The sequence below is a fragment of the Staphylococcus lloydii genome (assembly GCF_015775975.1).
Classification (GTDB): Bacteria; Bacillota; Bacilli; order Staphylococcales; family Staphylococcaceae; genus Staphylococcus; species Staphylococcus lloydii.
In genome coordinates this window covers 2,149,851-2,169,925 of sequence record NZ_CP064056.1, presented here as the reverse complement: position 1 = coordinate 2,169,925, position 20,075 = coordinate 2,149,851, and the positions used below count along the sequence as shown (strand labels likewise).

Sequence of the window (20,075 nt, the reverse complement as noted above, 5' to 3'; positions counted from 1 at the left end):
CTAAGATGATTTGGCTATAAATAAAATTCAACCGAACAATAAAAATTTAGTTGAACCCTTATGTGTAGCTAACTTAATTTATACTTAGCTTCTTTATTATTGCTACACAATATCACAACTGTATTGGCTATATAAATTATGCTATAATTGTGTGTATTATTTTAATGAGATTAGGGTGAAACGAGCATTGGACTACAATGTGGATATACAAACAAAACAAGTGGTTAAACAATTAGATGAAAAGAATAAGTTTTCATTTAAAACTCAAGGGACTTGGTCAAAACGTAATGCTGAATTTATACGCTATCAAGAAGTTATTGATGACGCTACAGTGAAAGTTACGATTAAAATTGAGCAATCGGGCGTAAAAATTATACGTAAAGGTGATATTAATATGAATCTTCATTTTGTAGAAGGTGAAGATACTTTTACGTTATATGAAGTAGGTGGCGGACGTATACCATTGACAGTACGCACACACTCTATTTTACATTTTGTAACTGACCATGGTGGCAAATTAAAAGTACATTATGATCTATGGCAAGAGGAAGAGAAGATGGGCACATACCAATTTGAAATTACTTATAAGGAGCAAAGTGAAAATGAACATAATTGATCAAGTGAAACAAACACTTATTGATGAAATTAAAAATAGCATCGAACAGGCTCAACTTATTGATGCGAGCGAGATGCCTGAAGTTAAAATCGAAACGCCAAAAGATAATAAAAATGGAGATTATGCTTCAAATATAGCGATGGTATTAACTAAATTAGCAAAACGTAATCCTCGTGAAATTGCACAAGCTATCGTTGATAATTTAGATACTACAAAAGCACATGTTAAAGAAGTAGCTATTGCGGGACCTGGATTTATTAACTTTTATTTAGATAATTCATATTTGACTGAAGTGATACCAGAAGCTATTAACAAAGGCGATGATTTTGGCCACGTGGCTCCTAATAGTAAAGAGCGTGTTCTTGTAGAGTATGTGTCAGCTAATCCAACTGGCGATTTACATATTGGCCATGCACGTAACGCTGCAGTAGGTGACACGTTATGTAATTTATTAGAAGCGGCAGGATATGATGTAACTAGAGAATATTACATTAATGATGCAGGTAATCAAATTACAAACTTAGCACGTTCAATTGAAGCACGTTATTTTGAAGCATTAGGTGATACGAATCATGAAATGCCTGCAGATGGCTATCATGGTAAAGATATTATTAACATTGGTAAAGATTTAGCAGAAAAACAACCTGAACTTAAAGATTTACCAGAAGATGAACGTGTTAAAACATTTAGACAACTAGGTGTTTCTTATGAAATGGAAAAATTAAGAAAAGACTTAGCAGATTTCAATATCAATTATGATAGTTGGTTTAGCGAAACTTCACTTTACGAACAAAATGAAATTACTGAAGTGTTAAATAAAATGGCTGACTTAGGTTACACATATGAAAAAGACGGTGCTACTTGGTTACGTACTACTGACTTTAAAGATGATAAAGACAGAGTGCTAATTAAACAAGATGGTACTTATACTTATTTCTTGCCGGATATTGCTTATCATTTCGATAAAATACAACGTGGTAATGATATTTTAATAGACTTATTTGGTGCAGATCATCACGGTTATATTAATCGTTTAAAAGCGTCAATGGAAACATTTGGTGTAGATAGTGACCGTTTAGAAATTCAAATCATGCAAATTGTACGTTTAATGCAAGATGGTCAAGAAGTTAAAATGAGTAAACGTACAGGAAATGCTATTACGTTACGTGAAATTATGGACGAAGTAGGTGTAGATGCAGCACGTTATTTCTTAACAATGCGTAGCTCTGATACTCATTTTGATTTTGATATGGAATTAGCTAAACAAGAATCGCAAGATAATCCAGTTTATTATGCGCAATATGCACATGCACGTATTTGTTCAATTTTAAAACAAGCAGCAGATAGAGGGATTAAACCAACTGTAGATGCAGATTTTTCATTGATTACAAACGACAAAGCAATAGAATTGTTGAAAAAAGTAGCTGACTTTGAACCTACAATTGAGAGTGCTGCAAACCATCGCGCGCCTCATCGTATTACAAATTATATTCAAGATTTAGCTTCGCATTTCCATAAATTCTACAATGATGAAAAAGTATTAACTGATGATGAAGCTAAAACAACTGCGCTTGTTGCTTTAATAGAGGCCGTGAAAATAACGTTACACAATGCGTTAAATTTAGTAGGTGTTCATGCACCTGAATCGATGTAATTAACAAAGCATCGTATTTTAGCAATATGATAATATAGGCTAAGACATCAAGGTATGTCTTAGTCTTTTTATTTTATACAAAGAGAGGGCAAATGATGTTAAATGTAACAGCTTTATACGACATTTTATATAAACATATGGGCGCTCAACATTGGTGGCCAGCTCGAACTAAAATAGAAATAGTTTTAGGGGCAATATTAGTACAAAATACAAATTGGAGAAACGCGGCGCATGCTATAGAAAAATTAGAACAACACACACAATTAGCGCCAGATAGCATACTGCAATTATCAGATGAGGCATTACAAGATATAATTAAATCAAGTGGTTTTTATAGATCTAAGGCTCAAACGATAAAATCTGTGCTGACTTGGATGGCACGATTTCAATTTGATTATAAAGAAATTAAAGCATATTATCATGATGAATTGAGAACAAATTTACTAAACATAAAAGGCATTGGTAATGAAACGGCGGATGTGTTACTCGTTTATATTTTTGAGGTGCCAGTCTTTATTCCAGATAGTTATACACGTAGGATTTTTTATAAATTAGGGTATGATCGCACGAATAACTATGAACAATTACGTAAACAAATCGTATTACCGTCAAGTTTTACTGCTCAAGATGCAAATGAGTTTCATGCTTTATTAGATAATTTTGGCAAGCAATATTTTAATAAAAACGAACAACAAAAGCTGCAATTTTTAGAGGCATATTTTATTAGATAAAAGTTATTGACTGTAACGTTACGTCATAGTGCATAGTTTGAAGTAAGAGGTGAACTTACATGAAAAAATTATTTACGACTAAAGAAGTGGCGGAAATCGTGCACATAAGTAAACGAACATTACATTATTATCATGATATCGAGCTCGTTATACCTAACCATATTGAAAACAATGGTTATCGCTTATATGATTCAGATAATATACGCAAGTTACAGTCGATTATATTTTTGAAAGAATTAGGATTGTCGTTGTCGCAAATTGAAATGTATTTTGAAGCAAACGAACAGCACAAAAATAATATGCTTAAAGCAAGCTATAATAATGTAAAGCAACAATGAGATAACTTAACGAATATATTAAAATGCTTAGATGAACACTTTAAAAATACACCACAACAAGCATTGCAGGAAGAAAATATAGGAGCGTTTAATGTGGAACAACAATATACGAAAGAAGCACAATTAAAATACGCAAATACCAAATATTATCAATCATTTGATCTACAAAGAGAAGGCATGAATAAAAAAGAGCGTGAGCAAAATAATCAGCAGACAAAAGCTCAATTTGATGCATTTTTTGATGATGTAAATTCGTTAGTATTAAAAAATAAAGCTACTGAAGACATAGCGAAACTTATTCCGAAATTAGAAGCAATTTTAACTCAGCAAGTACCTAATTGTGATAATCAATTTTTAATTTATATAGCACAAACATATGACAATGATGTACGGTTCCAACAAACTATTAATAAAAATAGAGTTGAAAACTTACACGAATATCTAGTAGCAGCGATAAAATACTATGTGCAGCAACAAGGGTAGTAATTTTATGTTTTTTTAGATAGTTTATTTAATTAAAAATAGCAATGAAATCATTTGAATTGTTTGATATTATTAAATTAATCTAAAAAATAGGAGAATACAAAGTGAGAAAAACAAGAAATTTATTATTTTTAATAGTTGCAGTTGTATTGTTGCTGAGTGCATGTAGTGGTGGAAATAATGATAAACAAAGTGATAAATCAAACAAATCATACGATAGAATTATTTCATTAATGCCAAGTAATACTGAAATTTTATACAAACTCGGTTTAGGTAAAAAAATTGTTGGTGTGTCAACGGTTGATGATTATCCAAAGGATGTCAAAAATAAAAAGAAATTTAACGCTATGAAATTAAATAAAGAAGCTTTACTAAAGGCGAAGCCAGATTTAATTTTAGCGCATGAAAGTCAAAAATCTACTGATGGCAAAGTGCTTAACTCATTGAAAAAAAGCGGTGTAAAAGTAGTTTATATTCAAGATGCACAATCTTTAAAAGAGACTTATGCATCATTTGAACAAGTTGGTAAAGTAGTACATAAAGAAAAACAAGCGCATAAATTAGTTAAAGAAACGCGTGACAATGTCGATAAAGTTATAAAATCAGTGCCTAAAGATAAACCTAAACAAAAAGTATTTATGGAAGTTTCTTCTGAACCTGAAATATATACTGCAGGTAAACATACGTTCTTTAATGATATGTTAACGAAGTTGCATGCTAAAAACGATTTTGCATCCGAAGAAGGATGGAAAAAAGTAAGTAAGGAAGACATTATTAAAAAGAATCCTGACGTGATGATTTCAACTATGGGCATGAGCGAAGCTGAATACAAAAAAATGGTCAAACAACGTGGTGGCTTTGAAAAGATAAATGCAGTGAAAAATAATGATATTAAAGCGGTAAATGGCGATCAAATTTCACGCCCAGGACCTCGCATTGATGATGGTTTAAAATCTTTACGAGATGCGCTATATAAATAAAATATTGAATGAAGATAAGCATCCGAACGTTAATTAGCCAAGGCTAGCGTTGCGGATGCTTTTATGTATAAAATATATGATGAAAATGTACACATAGTCTTATTTATTGCTATGGTGTTAATACACTTCACGTGATATTGTAATTAAGAAGAAATAATCGAGATAATAATGAAAGTGTGGAAAGATGATGCAACATAATAAAGCGATATATTTGTGGTTAAGCATATTAATAATTACTTTCATTTTAAGTATTGTATGGGGGTTATGGGGTCTAAATCATGCAATGGCGAAAACGATATTGTTAGAAGTTAGAATACCAAGAGTGGTTGAAGCATTGTTGGCTGGTATTGGACTGACGCTTGCTGGGCAAATGTTTCAAACTTTATTAAATAATCCTTTAGCAGATAGTTTTACGTTAGGTTTGGCTAGTGGTGCTACCTTTGGTTCTGGATTAGCCGTAATTTTAGGATTAGGTTTCTTGTTCATCCCTTTATTATCAATGATATTCAGTTTAATAACATTAATATTAGTAATTTTAATTACATCAATAATGTCGAAAGGTTATCCTACAAGATCGCTTATTTTAGCAGGTATTATGATAGGCGCATTGTTTAATGCACTGCTCTATGTATTAATTATTTTCAATGAGCGCAAAATGAATAATATTGTAAATTATATGTTTGGTGGATTTTCTGCAGCCGAATACAATGAAATATATTATATAGGACTTGTGTTGGTTCCGTGCATTATAATATTATATAGTTTATTACCTCGTATAAAATTACTGCAATTAGGTGAAATGCATGCACAATCTTTAGGTATTAAATCTAGAAATTTAACATATACTGTCTTATTTATTTCCTCGATACTTACGGCAACAATCGTTTCATTTGTTGGCGTTATAGGATTTATAGGTATGGTAATACCACAGTTGATTCGCAGATATTACGTAGGATATTCATTAGGTAAACAAATGACCTTAAATATTATTATAGGTGGAGCCGTAATGATAATTGCCGATTGGTGCGGTGGTATTATTTTACAGACATATCAAATTCCAGCAAGTATTGTGCTGGCATTAATTGGAATTCCAGTACTATTCTACTTGATGGTAACACAACCCAAAACGGTAGATTAATGAACAATGTATAAATTAATTATAAAGAAGGTAGACTATGGATTTATCAAATATAAAAGCTGTCGTATTTGATTTGGAAGGTACTTTATTAGATAGAAAGAAATCGAGAGACAAGTTTATTGAAGAGCAATACGAACGTTTCCATGACTATTTAGTTAGTATCCAACTGGCAGACTTCAAAAATAAATTTATTGAACTTGACGATGATGAAGATCACGACAAACCAGAATTATATAAAGCCATAATTAAAGATTTTCATATAGATAGATTGACTTGGAAAGATCTGTTTCATGATTTTGAAATGCATTTCTATCGTTATGTATTTCCATATTATGATACGTTATATACGCTTGAAAAATTAAATAAAAGAGAGTATCTTACTGGCGTCATCGCTAACGGTAAATCCAAAATTAAACAATATCGTTTACATGCTTTAGGTATAGAACATGTCATAAATTATATGTCTACGTCTCAAACTGTAGGCTACAGAAAACCGCACCCTAAAATTTTTGAAAATATCTTAGAAAAATTAGATACTAAACCAGAAGAAACGATGTACGTCGGTGACGATCCATTAAATGATGTTGCTCCAGCTCGAGCAATGGGCATGGTTAGTGTATGGTTTAAAGAAGCGGATGCAGAGATAGAGCCTTTGCCAGAGGAAGTAGATTATACGATATCAACGTTAGAAGAATTATTGACTATTTTACCAATAGAACAGAAGGGGAATTAAAATTATGAATTTATTTACTACAAATGACGGCACAATATTAAATTATAAAACAGTAGGAGAAGGATATGCGATTGTATTAATCCACACTGCTTTTGATAATTTTACAGTATTTCATGACATTGAGGATGATTTAGCAGCACATAATCAAGTTGTATTAATTGATTTACGTGGTCATGGTTATTCTGATAAACCGAATCATATTGAATTTACAGATTACGCTAATGATGTAAAAGAATTATTGGATTATCTTTATATAGATAAATGTGCTGTCATCGGACATGAAATGGGAGCATCAGTTGCTGCAGAATTTAGTGCTACAAATCCTGATTATGTTTCGTCATTAACAATGGTAAATCCTACGATGATTGAAGACTCTACACCTGAAGAACGTATATATAGAAGATATTCTGAAACGATTCGTACGTGGGATGAGGAAAAGCAACATAAATTCCTTGCCGATAAAATGTATTATGACAAAAAGAAAGTTAATAAATTTTTAAAACATGTTGAAAATACAAATGGCATAGCTACTAGTATGGAAATGGAATCTATTAAAGCTTCATTCAAATGTAATAATATCAGAGTGTATCTTGGAAATGTTACGGTGCCTACTCAAATTATTGCAGGACAACATGGAGAAAGAACGACGATAGTCGAGGCTAAAGAAGTAGCTGATTATATTAAAGATAGCGAATTTGAAGTATTTCAATCGTCTGGGCTATATCCATTTGTTGAACAAAAAGCTGAATTTTTAAATTCAGTAAATAGTTTCATTAAGCGCTTTAAATAATTATTAATTATATTATTAAGGGTGGATAAAGAAAAACAAAGTAATATATGAAATATTTCTGTAATATTACTGTTATTTTTGTAATCTTTATATTATAATGAACATGAGCACAATTAGATTGTAGTTAAAGGAGAGAGTGCTTATGAAAAAATTATTTTCAGCGGTATTAGTAGCAGGTATTACATTGTCAGGCGTGAGTGCAACAAGTGCAGATGCTGCCACAGGTAACTCAATTCAAAATGTGAAGCAGTTACAACAAGGCGATAATTCATTAGAAGGCGCAAAAATTGGTGCTTCAATTCAAACGGTTTTAAAAACTAATAAAAAACCACTATATTCTTATAGACCTGATCATAAAGAACATTACTATGAATTTAAGGAACCTAAAGGTACTTTAGTCGTTACTGCCGACGGTAAAAAAGACCAAGGCAAAATTACTAGAGTGTCAATGTCATATAATGAACCATCTGGACCTTCATTTAATGCAGTGAAAAATGAAGTGAATACAAATGCGACAGTACGTAAACATTTTAATAAGGTGACTGGTAACATAGGTTATATTCAAGATAATAACTTATCTTATCAATTTACGTCTTCATCACCAAAAGATAAAAACATAAAATTATATCGTATAGACTTACAATAATTATAGTTATTTAAATAATAATCTTTTAATAAAACAACCGGCAATGTATATACTTGTCGGTTGTTTTACTGTTACAATAGCTATTAAGTTAAACTTAAAAATAATTTGAGCAATAAAGATATAATCATATTTTGTAATAAAGTAAGGAAAAGGAGATTATAATGCGAGTTAACGATAAAGTGTTAGTGGAAAATATAAATGACTATTTTACCCATAAAGGACTTTCTCCTAATTTAATTGATGATATTAAAAGTAAGTTAAAAAAAGATTTTAAAAAATCTGAAGAGCAAGATCAAGATTACATTGAATATAGAGGGAAGTCACCAGCTGAAATCATATTAACGATTCAGCGTAATTTATTTACATTACAGTTAAACCCAATTGTCTTTTTTATTTTAAATTTCGTTCTAATTTCATACTTATATGATAAACAGTATGTACCTTTCCAAGCCATTTCTGGTTTAGCTATCGTGTATTGTCTCATTATTTTACCGATTTCTATAGTTATTTATTTAAGGATAGCGAGTAAAAACTATTTGTACAGTAATAAAGTTGAGATGTATATAGGATTAGCGATAGCCTTAGTGTCGCTTATACTAGTAGGCATTCATGCATTTAACGTGAATTTTAGTATTGTGTCAGTAACAATTTATGCACATCAATTTATGTTTTTTGTAGGTATTATCTTTAGTATTTCTGGTATTTATTTTAGACGTTTAGAATTTACCGGCATTGGCTTGTTATTTTGCCAGAAAACCATTGATGCTATGATTACTAATTCTGGGATTGCACAAATTGCATCTATTACTATCTGGGTATTGCTATTAATTGTTATCATTTATTACACAATAAAAATATCTTCGAGAAATTAGTAAAAGAGAGAACTGATATGACGTCAGTTCTCTCTTTTTTTGTCTAAAAATAAGGTGGCAAAGTATGGTCAAACCACTATGTATGAAGGCAAGTTAAATTTAAATTAATAAAATTAAGCGCGTTTTAAATAGTCATTAATTGCAATTAACTAGTATAAAGTATCTTAAATGCGGGTATATTGTTTTGTAAGGGGAGGTGACCCAAATGAATAAAATTTCGATAGATAACGACAACGAGATTGCATACACAAGAGAGGGTCAAGGTATTCCTGTTATTTTAATTCATGCTTTAGACGGTAACATGGCTGCTTTTATAAACCTAAAAGAAGAATTAAAAGCACATTATGAGGTAATCACCTATGATGTAAGAGGGCATGGTTATTCATCAAAACCTGTTTCCTATGATTTAACTGATCATATAAATGATTTAGCTGTACTACTCGACAGGTTAGATATTGCATATGCGCATATAATTGGGCATGAAATGGGGAGTGTTATTGCAAAAACATTTGCTGAACGCTACGAAGAGAAAGTATTGTCTTTAACGTTAATTTCTTATGATTTCACTAATGGTACGCATGGTATCAATAAATTAATGTTTGAACACCAAGATGAAATTGTCGGTTTTGATAAATCAGAAGCTTTAATTGTGTTGTTTCCGTACATTTATAAATCGAAAGAAAGCGCACGAAAATGGTTACAAGATCAGCGAATATATGCCAGACAAAAAGATGAATATAGTGCTATTGCTAATAGAGCATTATTGTCGTTTCCAACACATCATGATGATGGAAATATTAAAAGAGGAAATGTACCTATATTAATTATTAACGGGAAGTGCGATCCTTTAGTTAACCACGATAATGTGAAATCGATTTTGGCAACACATAAAGATATTAATTTAAATATATTTAATGAATCAGGACATGCGCCCCATATAGAAGAACCGATGCATTTTAAAAACGCGTTTAACATATTTATAAATGAAACAAAATTGAACCATATTTAATTTTAAACTTGGAAAGCAACAAGTTGTAATGAAAATAAAAACTGCGAGTTACCTCAGAGGGCAACTCGCAGTTTTATTAGTTAAAATCAAAATAATGAAGTATTAAACTTCTTTATTATCATTCGCTTGTTTAATTCTATCATTAACGCGTCCTAATAATTCATTGATTTTATTGCGTTGTTTTGTATTTACTAAAATCAACACAGTTCTTTCATCATGCTCATTACGTTTTTTATCGAAGTAGTCTTCTTGCGATAAATTTTTCACTGCTTTAACTACTTGTGGTTGTTTGTAGTTTAAATGATTAATGATGTCTTTTAAGTAATATTCTTCACTTTCGTGTTCACTAATATAAGTTAGTACTGCAAATTCCTCGAAACTTACAGAAAATTCCTTTTTAATAATGCCTTTTAATTTATCTGCGTATGTGACCATAGCTAATAATTCGAAACAATCGTTTATTTTTGAAATCGCCATCTTTTATTCCTCCCGTGTTATAAGCCCGTTCAAGTTGTATTATTAGTAACATTTTTATAATTATTTGTATAAAATATATTAAAACCAGTATTATTTAGTTAATTATATCTAAATTAAAATAAAAAGTAAACTAAAAACTGTTTAAGAATGAGCATGATGTTTTTCTATTGTAATTCAATAAGAAAATGAGCAAAATTAAAAAAATAATAATTGCTTTTAAATTAAAGTTTATCCCCATTTTTTTTAATCTGGTTCTTATATTGTGATGGAAAATAAAATTAATTCAAGTTATTTAATGATTTTGCATTTTCTACAATTATATCTCCTGGTGATAATCCTGATTTAACAGTGATACGATTATTATTACCCGATTTATTAAATTTAATGACTCTTTTGATAAATTTATTAGATTTTTTTATAAAAACATATTTATTATTCAATAATGCGGATTGAGGAATGACAATTGTTGTAGTGGGTAGTTCTAGTTCACAATGTTGTCCAAGCAGTGGTTTTGTGGAAGTTGTTAACCTCAGTTCATACTGTGCTTGTTTGTCTGCAGTATCATAATTAGTAGGTATAGTGGTGATATGAGTAATCTTTTCGTTACTGATTTGATTAGTAAGTGGGGAGCGGATTTTAAGTGTGCTACCTAATTTTAGAGTGGCCATGTATGTTTCTGGTACTTTTGCAGATATATGATATTTTGGTTGATAAAGTGTAGCAAAATGTGTTTGGGGAGTTGATGGGGTAGCGTTATTGATGGTTAGCACGCCATCGAATGGGGCATTGATTTTAGTTCTTAACGTTAGTTGGAGTGTTGCAATGTCATTTTGTAAAGTAACAATCTGATCTTTGTTTATATCATTTTCTGGGTCTTGAGTTAATGTTGCTAATAACTGTTGTTTTAACGCAATGGTTTTTTCAACAGTCGGATTATAATATTCAAAAAGTGGTTGATCCTTATGTACCTTTGTATCATTTTTTACTAACCAATTATTAATGTAACCATGCTTTGGTTCTAAATAAAAATGATATACCGATTGTGGTTCGTATCTTGCATTAATTTTTTTGGGTGGTTCGTATTGAACCTTGATCGTTTTAATAGTGGGTTGATTTGGAGTTTTAACGATATAGTGCTTATAAAAAAAGTAACAGGTTATAACGATAATAGCACTGACCATCGTAAATATTGATATTAAAATATGTTTGTTCATAGAAGTCACCTCAATAATGTTGATTGTTATGGTTGATTATACTATGAAAACATACTAATTTTGGTTATTAAAAAAAGACATTTACTGTAAGTGGAAAGTAAATGTCTAACGTCAACAATATTAGAAAAAGCGTAGTAACACGATACCAATCATAATGGCGATAACACCTACAACTTTACGTGGTGTTATTTTGTTTACGGTAGTTCCTAATAAGCCAAAGTGATCGATAATTACACCCATCAGCATTTGACCTAGCATAGCAACAATCGTAGTGACTGCTGCGCCTAAATGAGGCATTAAAATAATGTTGCTCGTCACGAATATAACACCGAGAATACCGCCGATGAAATACCACGGTTTAATTTTGCCTTGAAATTCATTGCGACTCGTCATTTTAAGTGATCTATTAAAGATAAGCGTCAAAATAAAGAGTAAGATTGTTCCTATTGTAAATGAAACGAGTGCTGCCATGACTGAGGAGTGAATTTGTTGACCTAAAGCACTATTAATTGCTGTTTGAATAGGTGGTGCAAACCCAAAGACAAAGCCTATAATAAGCCATAAGTAAAAATTGTTCACTGTTTTATTTTATTAGCAGCTTTGCGCGTATAATTCATAAGTAAAATGCCGATAAATAATATAATGATACCTATCACTTTGAAAATTGTAAAAGGTTCATGTGGCGCTCCGAACCAACCAAAAGTATCTATGGTTACGCCCATAATGATTTGCCCGGCTATCGTCATTACGACAGTTAAAGAAGCACCGAGTCTAGGTAATAATAATAAATTTCCTGTTAAAAAGATTACACCCAATGCCCCACCGACAAACCACACATAGCTTAATGTCTGACCACTATAAAAGTTTGGTGTAAATGCTTGAGGATTAATGATTGCATTAATGAGTATTAAAAATACAGTACCCGTAGCAAAAGAAATAGTGGAAGCATAAAATGATGATTTAGTGTATAAACTCAGTCTTGAGTTTATTGACGTTTGAAAGGGTACAACCATACCAGCAAAGATACCCAAAATAAATAAAAGAAACATGTAATCCCACTTTCTAAATATAATACACAATGATAGAAAACCTAAGGATTGTGCGTTTGTACGATAATATGATTATAAATGATATTTATTGATAAAGCATTGTATTAATTTGAAGAAATAATAAATTTGAAAATTATTTCTAAAATAAGTTCATTGTTTGTTTGATAAAAAGAGTAAATACAAAACCGTTCGATGGCGCATAGTCCAAAGAACGGCTTTTTACTATATACGTTATTAGATTAAGTTAATTTGTTGTTACAGATACATCAAATAATGTTTTCACAGTTTTATCTATTAAATGAGCAGAGTGCACTTTAGTGGGTTTGCTTTTAGCAATCCTTAATATATCTAAATCTATTAATGCGTCCATACTTTTTCTGACATTATTTGCGTCTACTACATTTTCGATTTTAGATAATTGTAATTTTAACGGTTTTTTCAAATCATCCGTAAATACAAGTTCTAATGTTTGTGTCATATTTTAACCTCCTTATTATAAATTCACAGTTTTGACTACTTCAAATGTATCGAAATTTTCATTGGTAAGTTGTTCGATAATAGATTTGAATTGTCTTAATTGATCGTCGGTGGCTCGTGGATTTAAATTGGCGAAGCGGCGAGTAACTTTAGTAGCTTTACCAGCTCCATTAAGTACGATACGGGAAAGTACGACAGTTAATTGACTAACTTCATTCATAATGTTTAAACCTCCTTTCACTATAAATATCGTTGACGAAGACATAATGAGACAGAAAATTTTAAAAATTTGGTGCAAAACACTTTAATGTTACTTAAATATCATTTAATATTGAATAAGAAACATTTATGGGCGAGAGGTGAAGTCATGAATCAAGTTGATCCAATCCGTGACTTGGAAGAAATCAAAGAGATGTATAAAGTATTGCAATCAAAATCTCAAAGAGATTATTTATTATTTAAATTTGCTATACATACAGGTGTGAAATTAAACGAATTATTAAATTTAACAGTTGCAGATGTCATTGCATCAGATCAGCTGATTAAATCATTTTGGGTAGAAGAACATGCCACAAATATTAACATTGTGATTCCTGAAGATTTACAGCAGGATTTAACAGAATTTATTGCTACAGAACAATTAGTGACAAGCGATTTGTTGTTTCAATCAAATAGAACACATAAAGGTTTATCGAGACAACAAGCATATCGTATTATTCATGCTGCCGCAGAAGAACTTGGAATGGTACATATTGGTTTAACTACATTGAGAAAAACATTTGCTTATCATGCGTACCAATCGGGTATCTCAATATCTATAATCCAAAAATATTTAGGGCATCAGACAACATACGAGACCATGAAGTTTATAGGCATTTCTAGAAATGCGAGTAAAACAACAATAGCTTTAAATTTATAACAGTAAAGGGGGGCAACGATGAGTCTGATATACCTATTCAGTATTCTAATTATTATTATGGTGCTGCTAACTATTACTTTTGCTAACGACAAGATGAGTCGCTATGCAGGACATATAGCTATTATTGCACCCATCATTTCAACAATTTACTTCATTTGGCAATTACCTCAAGTGCTTCGTGGACATTTCCTTAATATCAACATACCGTGGCTTAGCTCAATTGATATTAATTTAGCTTTTCGTTTAGATGGTTTAAGCATTTTCTTTTCAATTTTAATTTCGGTAATAGGTTTGGCTGTATTTTTCTATGCTACGCAATATCTTTCGAAACAACATGATAATTTACCTCGCTTTTATATATACTTAATTCTTTTTATGTTAAGTATGTTAGGTATTGTAACTGCAAATAATACAATCATTTTATATGTATTTTGGGAATTAACGAGTGTATCTTCATTCTTACTTATCTCTTATTGGTACGACAATAGAGAGAGTCAATTTGGTGCGATTCAATCCTTTGTCATCACTGTTCTTGGTGGTTTGGCATTATTAATTGCATTTATTATGATTTATACAATTACAGGGACTAACACAATTACAGAAATTATTGAACACAGTGACAAAATAGCACAAAGTCCGTTATTCCTTGCCATTGTAATACTTATGCTTATCGCAGCATTTACGAAATCAGCTCAGTTCCCATTTCATGTTTGGTTACCTAAAGCAATGGCGGCACCAACACCAGTTAGTGCTTATCTCCATTCGGCAACAATGGTAAAAGCAGGTATCTTCTTACTATTTAGATTTACGCTCTTACTTGGTCTGAGTCAATTTTATATCTACGCCGTTACTTTTGTAGGTTTAATAACAATGATTTTCGGTGCTTTAAATGCAGTTAGACAGTATGATTTAAAAGGTATTTTAGCCTATTCGACAATCAGTCAATTAGGTATGATTGTGTCGATGGTAGGGCTTGGTGGAGGAATAGCAAGTCATACAAAAGGTGAACTTACAGAAATTTATGCCATGATTTTATTCGCAGCGTTATTCCACTTATCAAATCACGCTTTATTCAAAGGTGCTTTGTTTATGGGTGTAGGTATTATAGACCATGAAACTGGCACGAGAGATATAAGAATGTTATCTGGCATGCGTAAAGTGTTTCCTATAACACATATAGTGATGTTATTATCCGCATTATCAATGGCAGGCATGCCTTTATTAAATGGCTTTTTAAGTAAAGAAATGTTTTTTGATGGCTTAGTAAATGCGCATCAACTTAAAGGGTTTGGTAGCGTGTTGACTATTATCATCGTTGCTATTGGTGTCGTTGCAAGTATATTCACTATGATATATGCCATGTTTATGATTAAAAAAGTATTTTGGGGTAAATATGAAGAAATGCGTTTACCTAAGAAGCATATACATGAACCAGTCTTGTTTACCTTACCTTCTATGATAATGATGATTTTATTACCAATAATATTCTTTGTTCCTAATGTTATTGGTGAAAATTTAATACTACCAGCATTACGAAGCATTACAATTGGTGAAAAAATTGACGCAATCGCGCCACATGTTTCTCAATGGCACGGCATTAATTTACCATTAATCTTTAGTATTTTAGTCATCATTATTGGCTTAGCTGCAGCATTGAAAGTCGATTGGACGAAAATAGCAGGTAAATATAAATTAATATCGCTATCTAATTTATACAATGATTCATATAAACAGTTTGAATCATATTCAGGTTATAGCATACGCAATTTAATGAATAATAGATTAAATCATTACATCAATATGACATTATTAATTTTCACTTTGGTTGTGATTTACTCAATTATTCAAATTGGTTTTCCTCAGGTCCATCAAATACATGTGAGCGAATTTGGACCATTAGAAGTTATCACTGTCATTGTAGTATTTGTACTTGGGGTGGCGTTGATATTTATTCGTCAACGTTTAACGATGGTTATCTTAAACGGTATCGTAGGGTACTGTGTAACGATATTCTTTATTTTAATGAAAGCCCCTGATTTAGCCTTGACGCAACTCGTTGTGGAGACAATTACTACGATATTATTTATTGTAAGCTTTTCTCGCTTACCAAACGTGCCACGAGGAAAGGTGCATAAAAAGCGTGAATTAGTTAAAATTATCGTTTCGCTTATTATGGCTGCGACGGTTGTGACATTAGTGTTTATTGTTCAACAAGGGAAATCGATTGGTTCAATATCAACTTACTATCACAACGCATATAAGTTAACAGGCGGCAAAAACATTGTTAACTCAATATTAGGTGATTTCAGAGCTTTTGATACCTTATTTGAAGGTGTCGTACTTATAATAGTAGGTTTAGGTATTTATACATTACTTAACTTTAAAGATCGGAGGGGACAAGATGAAAGAGAATGATGTTGTACTGCGTACCATAACAAAGATTGTCGTGTTTATATTATTAACATTTGGCTTTTATTTGTTTTTAGCAGGACATAACAATCCAGGTGGCGGTTTCATAGGCGGATTAGTTTTTAGCTCAGCATTCTTGTTGATGTTTTTAGCCTTCGATGTGAAAGAAGTTTTAGTATCTGTACCAGTAGACTTTAAAATCTTAATCGTATTAGGTTCATTAGTGTCCATGGCTACAGCCATCTTACCAATGTTTTTCGGTAAACCATTCCTCTATCAAACTGATGCGCATGTACACTTGCCATTGTTAGGCGACATGCATTTAACGACAGTGACATTATTTGAGTTAGGTGTCGTATTAACTGTTGTGGGTGTTATTGTAACAGTTATGTTGTCGATAAGTGGTGGTCGCTCATGAACTTAATATTATTATTAGTTATCGGTTTCTTAATATTTATTGGTACTTATATGATTCTTTCAATTAATTTAATACGTATCGTGATTGGTATTTCTATATACACACATGCTGGGAATTTAATTATTATGAGCATGGGTGATTACGGTAAGGATAAGGCAGAACCTTTAATTGGTGCAGGCAATAACAATTTTGTTGATCCACTGCTACAGGCAATCGTGTTGACTGCTATTGTAATTGGCTTTGCAATGACAGCTTTCTTACTGGTATTAGTTTATAGAACATACCGCGTAACGAAAGAAGATGAAATTGACGTGTTACGTGGGGAGGAGGATAACGATGAGTAATTTATTAATTTTACCTTTTATTCTCCCTGCATTATGTGCATTTATTTTAGTCTTTATTCGTGAACGCAGCTTATTATCTCGTATATTTGCAATTGGGACGATGGCAGTCTCTACAATCATTGCTTTAGGGTTGTTAATTTATGTATTAAATCATAAACCAATCACGCTTGATTTTGGTGGTTGGAAGGCACCTTATGGTATTCAATTTGTAGGTGACTCTTTAAGTTTACTAATGGTGACTACGTCTAGTTTTGTTGTAACTTTAATTATTTCTTATGGCTTTGGCCGTGCAGAAAAAAGGGCAATTCGCTTCTATCTACCAAGTTTTATACTTTTCTTAACAGTCGGCGTAATTGGCTCATTTCTAACTGCAGATTTATTCAATTTATACGTCATGTTTGAAGTTATGTTGCTCGCTTCATTCGTGCTAATTACATTAGGTCAATCGGTTGAACAATTACGTGCTGCAATCATATTTGTCGTATTGAATATTATCGGTTCGTGGTTGTTGCTACTTGGTATAGGTCTATTGTATAAGTTGACTGGAACGTTAAACTTTGCGCAAGTGGCTCAAAGATTAAAAGAATTAGACAACCATAATGCTATCGTTATTGTGTCTATGGTATTTTTAATTGCATTTGGTTCTAAAGCGGCATTGGTATTGTTCATGTGGCTGCCAAAAGCCTATGCTGTATTAAATACAGAACTTGCCGCATTATTTGCCGCGTTGATGACTAAAGTGGGTGCTTATGCACTGATACGTTTCTTTACGTTAATGTTTAATGGACATGATCATATTACACATGCACTGCTCGTATTTTTAGCTTGTATAACAATGCTCATTGGTGCATTTGGTGTAATTGCTTATAAAGATATTAAGAAGATTGCAGCGTACCAAGTTATTTTATCAATCGGATTTATAATTTTAGGATTAGGTTCACATACGTTTGCTGGCGTTAATGGTGCAATATTCTATTTAGTTAACGATATTGTCGTCAAAACCTTACTTTTCTTTGTTATTGGTAGTCTTGTGTATATAACAGGATGCCGACAATATAATTATTTACAAGGTTTAGCTAAACGTGAGCCCGTGCTAGGTATCGCGTTAGTAGTGACAACACTTGCTATCGGTGGTGTGCCACCATTTAGTGGATTTCCTGGGAAATTATTAATATTCCAAGGCGCTATAGAAAACGGCAATTATATAGGTTTAACATTGATGGTTATCACGAGTGTTATAGCGATGTTTAGCTTATTTAGAATTTATTTCACTATGTACTTGGGTAGTGCTACAACGGGGAAAGAACTAAACTATAATAAAATACCGCGTTACCGTTCTACGTTAATCGGCGTCTTAGTTGTTGTAGTTATTATTATCGGTTTAGCTGCACCAATGATATTGAAAGTGACAAATAATGCCACGCATCTCAATATGGATGAAGGTAAATACGAGCAACAAGTAAATCCACATTTATTGAAGGAGGAGAAATAATGAGACAAGTAGTTTTGAACGTCATCATTGCCTTTTTATGGGTGCTTTTTCAAGACGAAGAAGCGTTTAAAGTGACAACTTTCTTCTCCGGATATTTAATTGGGTTGATTGTCATTTATATATTACATCGCTTTTTTGGACAAGAATTTTATCTAAAAAAGGTTTGGGTAGCTATAAAGTTTTTAGCAGTTTATTTATATCAATTAATTACCTCAAGCATGACTACTATTAACTATATTTTATTTAAAACCCAAGATATGAATCCTGGATTAGTAACTTATGAAACGAAACTCACTAGTGATTGGAGCGTTTCATTTTTAACGATATTAATCATTATTACGCCAGGTTCTACTGTGATTCGTATCTCAAAAGAAAAAAAGAAATTCTTTATACATGCTATAGATATTTCGGAAAAAGAGCGACAAAAGTTATTAAAGAGTATTAGACAATACGAAGGACTTATATTGGAGGTGGCAGAATGATAGCATCATTAACAAACTTTTTTATTACTAGTTCAATCATAGTATTTGGTGTAGCGTTATTGTTTAGTTTGTTTAGACTTATAAAAGGGCCGACAACGGCAGATAGAGTAGTAGCATTCGATGCCTCAAGTGCGATATTGATGTCTATCGTTGGTGTTATGAGCGTTGTATATGACACCTTTTCATTCCTAGATTCTATTCTATTAATTGCCATCATCTCCTTTGTTAGTTCAGTATCTATTTCACGTTTTATTGAAGGGGGGCACGTTTTCAATGCCAACAATAAGCGAAATCGTTAACCTCATCGCCGCAATCATGCTGTTTTTAGGGAGTATCATAGCACTCATTAGTGCCATAGGTTTAATTAAATTCCAAGATGTCTTTTTACGAAGTCATGCTGCAACGAAAAGTTCTACGTTATCTGTGCTGTTAACATTAGTTGGTGTAATCGTGTATTTTGTTTCTGCGCAAGGCTATATAAGTGTACGTTTAATTCTAGCTTTAGTATTTATTAATTTAACTTCTCCAGTAGGTGGACACTTAATATCAAGAGCAGCATATCGTACAGGTGCATATATGTATCGTAAAAATGACAATGTTGGCAACACAAATATCTTATTAAGTGCGAATGAAAGAAGTAGTTTCGAACAATTGAAAGAACGTGCTCAAAAGCGAGAACAATTACGTCAACAGCGTTATAAAGAAGAAAATGATTATTAACTATGATTGTCTGTAATCGGTTGTGTAATAGGCTTTAAATTTAATAAGTGACAAAAAAAGTGATAAAATAATGTATATTTGTAA

Annotated in this window: 24 protein-coding genes and 1 pseudogene; 20 read left to right on the top strand and 5 right to left on the bottom strand. The window is 31.9% G+C overall.

The genetic code is table 11. From position 1 onward, the window contains the following. Nucleotides 1-187: 187 nt before the first annotated feature. The 12 genes from ISP08_RS10695 (at nt 188) to ISP08_RS10640 (ending at nt 9,990) form a co-directional block, all read left to right on the top strand. Nucleotides 188-616, top strand: coding sequence for a YwiB family protein (locus ISP08_RS10695; RefSeq protein ID WP_048792453.1), 429 nt, complete (start codon nt 188-190; stop codon nt 614-616). Beyond that, a complete protein-coding gene (gene argS / locus ISP08_RS10690; RefSeq protein ID WP_048792454.1) occupies nt 603-2,270 on the top strand; it encodes an arginine--tRNA ligase in 1,668 nt (555 codons plus the stop codon). The genes ISP08_RS10695 and argS overlap by 14 nt, the downstream gene beginning before the upstream one ends. 95 nt (nt 2,271-2,365) lie before the next feature. Further along, the gene (locus tag ISP08_RS10685; RefSeq protein WP_195718616.1) at nt 2,366-3,001 is read left to right on the top strand and encodes an endonuclease III domain-containing protein; all 636 of its coding nucleotides are present in this window, start codon (nt 2,366-2,368) and stop codon (nt 2,999-3,001) included. 59 nt (nt 3,002-3,060) lie between these two features. After that, on the top strand, nt 3,061-3,339 hold the full coding sequence (locus ISP08_RS10680) for a MerR family transcriptional regulator (RefSeq protein ID WP_195718615.1): 279 nt from the start codon (nt 3,061-3,063) through the stop codon (nt 3,337-3,339). Nucleotides 3,340-3,432: 93 nt separating this feature from the next. After that, the gene (locus tag ISP08_RS10675; RefSeq protein WP_195718614.1) at nt 3,433-3,822 is read left to right on the top strand and encodes a TipAS antibiotic-recognition domain-containing protein; all 390 of its coding nucleotides are present in this window, start codon (nt 3,433-3,435) and stop codon (nt 3,820-3,822) included. A 104-nt stretch (nt 3,823-3,926) separates the two neighbouring features. Next, complete coding sequence (locus tag ISP08_RS10670; protein WP_048792457.1) at nt 3,927-4,802, top strand: ABC transporter substrate-binding protein; 876 nt, start codon at nt 3,927-3,929, stop codon at nt 4,800-4,802. 187 nt (nt 4,803-4,989) lie between these two features. Then, nucleotides 4,990-5,940 carry a FecCD family ABC transporter permease gene (locus tag ISP08_RS10665; RefSeq protein WP_195718613.1) on the top strand — a complete coding sequence of 317 codons (951 nt, stop codon included), beginning with the start codon at nt 4,990-4,992 and terminating at the stop codon, nt 5,938-5,940. A 37-nt stretch (nt 5,941-5,977) separates the two neighbouring features. Continuing rightward, nucleotides 5,978-6,673 carry an HAD family hydrolase gene (locus tag ISP08_RS10660; protein ID WP_048792458.1) on the top strand — a complete coding sequence of 232 codons (696 nt, stop codon included), beginning with the start codon at nt 5,978-5,980 and terminating at the stop codon, nt 6,671-6,673. Nucleotides 6,674-6,677: 4 nt separating this feature from the next. After that, nucleotides 6,678-7,463 (top strand): alpha/beta fold hydrolase, encoded by a 786-nt coding sequence (locus ISP08_RS10655; RefSeq protein ID WP_195718612.1) that lies wholly within the window; start codon nt 6,678-6,680, stop codon nt 7,461-7,463. 142 nt (nt 7,464-7,605) lie between these two features. Next, nucleotides 7,606-8,109 carry an SA0570 family protein gene (locus tag ISP08_RS10650; RefSeq protein ID WP_195718611.1) on the top strand — a complete coding sequence of 168 codons (504 nt, stop codon included), beginning with the start codon at nt 7,606-7,608 and terminating at the stop codon, nt 8,107-8,109. Between the two features lie 161 nt (nt 8,110-8,270). After that, nucleotides 8,271-8,981: a hypothetical protein gene (locus ISP08_RS10645; protein WP_048792461.1), complete on the top strand. Its 711-nt coding sequence runs from the start codon at nt 8,271-8,273 to the stop codon at nt 8,979-8,981. 205 nt (nt 8,982-9,186) lie between these two features. Next, on the top strand, nt 9,187-9,990 hold the full coding sequence (locus ISP08_RS10640; protein WP_195718610.1) for an alpha/beta fold hydrolase: 804 nt from the start codon (nt 9,187-9,189) through the stop codon (nt 9,988-9,990). A gap of 102 nt (nt 9,991-10,092) precedes the next feature. Here the strand turns inward: ISP08_RS10640 and sarA are convergent, their stop codons facing one another. The 5 genes and pseudogenes from sarA to sroA form a co-directional block, all read right to left on the bottom strand. Beyond that, entirely contained in the window at nt 10,093-10,467 is a 375-nt protein-coding gene (gene sarA, locus ISP08_RS10635; RefSeq protein ID WP_048792463.1) for a global transcriptional regulator SarA, read from the bottom strand. A 278-nt stretch (nt 10,468-10,745) separates the two neighbouring features. Beyond that, nucleotides 10,746-11,681, bottom strand: a complete 936-nt coding sequence (locus ISP08_RS10630) for an efflux RND transporter periplasmic adaptor subunit (RefSeq protein WP_195718609.1) — start codon at nt 11,679-11,681, stop codon at nt 10,746-10,748. Nucleotides 11,682-11,801: 120 nt separating this feature from the next. Further along, a pseudogene (locus ISP08_RS10625) lies at nt 11,802-12,730 on the bottom strand (DMT family transporter). Between the two features lie 244 nt (nt 12,731-12,974). Beyond that, nucleotides 12,975-13,208 carry a DUF2922 domain-containing protein gene (locus ISP08_RS10620; RefSeq protein ID WP_195718608.1) on the bottom strand — a complete coding sequence of 78 codons (234 nt, stop codon included), beginning with the start codon at nt 13,206-13,208 and terminating at the stop codon, nt 12,975-12,977. Between the two features lie 15 nt (nt 13,209-13,223). Continuing rightward, nucleotides 13,224-13,427, bottom strand: coding sequence for a sigS mRNA-stabilizing protein SroA (gene sroA / locus ISP08_RS10615; RefSeq protein ID WP_195718607.1), 204 nt, complete (start codon nt 13,425-13,427; stop codon nt 13,224-13,226). 147 nt (nt 13,428-13,574) lie between these two features. On the opposite strand from sroA, the gene ISP08_RS10610 reads away from it, so the two are divergent. Genes ISP08_RS10610 through ISP08_RS10575 form a run of 8 tightly spaced genes read left to right on the top strand, consistent with a single transcriptional unit; the run spans nt 13,575 to nt 19,991 of the window. After that, nucleotides 13,575-14,126 carry a tyrosine-type recombinase/integrase gene (locus ISP08_RS10610; protein WP_195718606.1) on the top strand — a complete coding sequence of 184 codons (552 nt, stop codon included), beginning with the start codon at nt 13,575-13,577 and terminating at the stop codon, nt 14,124-14,126. A gap of 18 nt (nt 14,127-14,144) precedes the next feature. Continuing rightward, nucleotides 14,145-16,541 carry a DUF4040 family protein gene (locus ISP08_RS10605; protein ID WP_195718605.1) on the top strand — a complete coding sequence of 799 codons (2,397 nt, stop codon included), beginning with the start codon at nt 14,145-14,147 and terminating at the stop codon, nt 16,539-16,541. Further along, nucleotides 16,528-16,953 (top strand): Na+/H+ antiporter Mnh2 subunit B, encoded by a 426-nt coding sequence (mnhB2, locus tag ISP08_RS10600; RefSeq protein ID WP_048792469.1) that lies wholly within the window; start codon nt 16,528-16,530, stop codon nt 16,951-16,953. Before ISP08_RS10605 ends, mnhB2 begins: the two co-directional genes overlap by 14 nt. Next, nucleotides 16,950-17,297, top strand: coding sequence for a Na+/H+ antiporter Mnh2 subunit C (gene mnhC2, locus ISP08_RS10595; RefSeq protein WP_048792470.1), 348 nt, complete (start codon nt 16,950-16,952; stop codon nt 17,295-17,297). The genes mnhB2 and mnhC2 overlap by 4 nt, the downstream gene beginning before the upstream one ends. Beyond that, nucleotides 17,290-18,789 carry a Na+/H+ antiporter Mnh2 subunit D gene (mnhD2, locus tag ISP08_RS10590; protein WP_048792471.1) on the top strand — a complete coding sequence of 500 codons (1,500 nt, stop codon included), beginning with the start codon at nt 17,290-17,292 and terminating at the stop codon, nt 18,787-18,789. Before mnhC2 ends, mnhD2 begins: the two co-directional genes overlap by 8 nt. Continuing rightward, entirely contained in the window at nt 18,789-19,271 is a 483-nt protein-coding gene (gene mnhE2, locus ISP08_RS10585) for a Na+/H+ antiporter Mnh2 subunit E (protein ID WP_048792472.1), read from the top strand. The genes mnhD2 and mnhE2 overlap by 1 nt, the downstream gene beginning before the upstream one ends. Further along, nucleotides 19,268-19,570 (top strand): Na+/H+ antiporter Mnh2 subunit F, encoded by a 303-nt coding sequence (mnhF2, locus tag ISP08_RS10580; RefSeq protein WP_048792473.1) that lies wholly within the window; start codon nt 19,268-19,270, stop codon nt 19,568-19,570. The genes mnhE2 and mnhF2 overlap by 4 nt, the downstream gene beginning before the upstream one ends. After that, a complete protein-coding gene (locus ISP08_RS10575; protein WP_195718604.1) occupies nt 19,545-19,991 on the top strand; it encodes a Na+/H+ antiporter subunit G in 447 nt (148 codons plus the stop codon). Before mnhF2 ends, ISP08_RS10575 begins: the two co-directional genes overlap by 26 nt. The last annotated feature ends 84 nt before the right edge of the window (nt 19,992-20,075 follow it).

Bases quoted from the DNA above. Each gene is read 5' to 3' on its own strand.
- argS (WP_048792454.1), top strand. From the start codon at position 603: ATGAACATAATTGATCAAGTGAAACAAACACTTATTGATGAAATTAAA.
- ISP08_RS10685 (WP_195718616.1), top strand. From the start codon at position 2,366: ATGTTAAATGTAACAGCTTTATACGACATTTTATATAAACATATGGGC.
- ISP08_RS10680 (WP_195718615.1), top strand. From the start codon at position 3,061: ATGAAAAAATTATTTACGACTAAAGAAGTGGCGGAAATCGTGCACATA.
- ISP08_RS10665 (WP_195718613.1), top strand. From the start codon at position 4,990: ATGCAACATAATAAAGCGATATATTTGTGGTTAAGCATATTAATAATT.
- ISP08_RS10660 (WP_048792458.1), top strand. From the start codon at position 5,978: ATGGATTTATCAAATATAAAAGCTGTCGTATTTGATTTGGAAGGTACT.
- ISP08_RS10655 (WP_195718612.1), top strand. From the start codon at position 6,678: ATGAATTTATTTACTACAAATGACGGCACAATATTAAATTATAAAACA.
- ISP08_RS10650 (WP_195718611.1), top strand. From the start codon at position 7,606: ATGAAAAAATTATTTTCAGCGGTATTAGTAGCAGGTATTACATTGTCA.
- ISP08_RS10645 (WP_048792461.1), top strand. From the start codon at position 8,271: ATGCGAGTTAACGATAAAGTGTTAGTGGAAAATATAAATGACTATTTT.
- ISP08_RS10640 (WP_195718610.1), top strand. From the start codon at position 9,187: ATGAATAAAATTTCGATAGATAACGACAACGAGATTGCATACACAAGA.
- sarA (WP_048792463.1), bottom strand. From the start codon at position 10,467: ATGGCGATTTCAAAAATAAACGATTGTTTCGAATTATTAGCTATGGTC.
- ISP08_RS10630 (WP_195718609.1), bottom strand. From the start codon at position 11,681: ATGAACAAACATATTTTAATATCAATATTTACGATGGTCAGTGCTATT.
- ISP08_RS10620 (WP_195718608.1), bottom strand. From the start codon at position 13,208: ATGACACAAACATTAGAACTTGTATTTACGGATGATTTGAAAAAACCG.
- sroA (WP_195718607.1), bottom strand. From the start codon at position 13,427: ATGAATGAAGTTAGTCAATTAACTGTCGTACTTTCCCGTATCGTACTT.
- ISP08_RS10610 (WP_195718606.1), top strand. From the start codon at position 13,575: ATGAATCAAGTTGATCCAATCCGTGACTTGGAAGAAATCAAAGAGATG.
- ISP08_RS10605 (WP_195718605.1), top strand. From the start codon at position 14,145: ATGAGTCTGATATACCTATTCAGTATTCTAATTATTATTATGGTGCTG.
- mnhB2 (WP_048792469.1), top strand. From the start codon at position 16,528: ATGAAAGAGAATGATGTTGTACTGCGTACCATAACAAAGATTGTCGTG.
- mnhC2 (WP_048792470.1), top strand. From the start codon at position 16,950: ATGAACTTAATATTATTATTAGTTATCGGTTTCTTAATATTTATTGGT.
- mnhD2 (WP_048792471.1), top strand. From the start codon at position 17,290: ATGAGTAATTTATTAATTTTACCTTTTATTCTCCCTGCATTATGTGCA.
- mnhE2 (WP_048792472.1), top strand. From the start codon at position 18,789: ATGAGACAAGTAGTTTTGAACGTCATCATTGCCTTTTTATGGGTGCTT.
- mnhF2 (WP_048792473.1), top strand. From the start codon at position 19,268: ATGATAGCATCATTAACAAACTTTTTTATTACTAGTTCAATCATAGTA.
- ISP08_RS10575 (WP_195718604.1), top strand. From the start codon at position 19,545: ATGCCAACAATAAGCGAAATCGTTAACCTCATCGCCGCAATCATGCTG.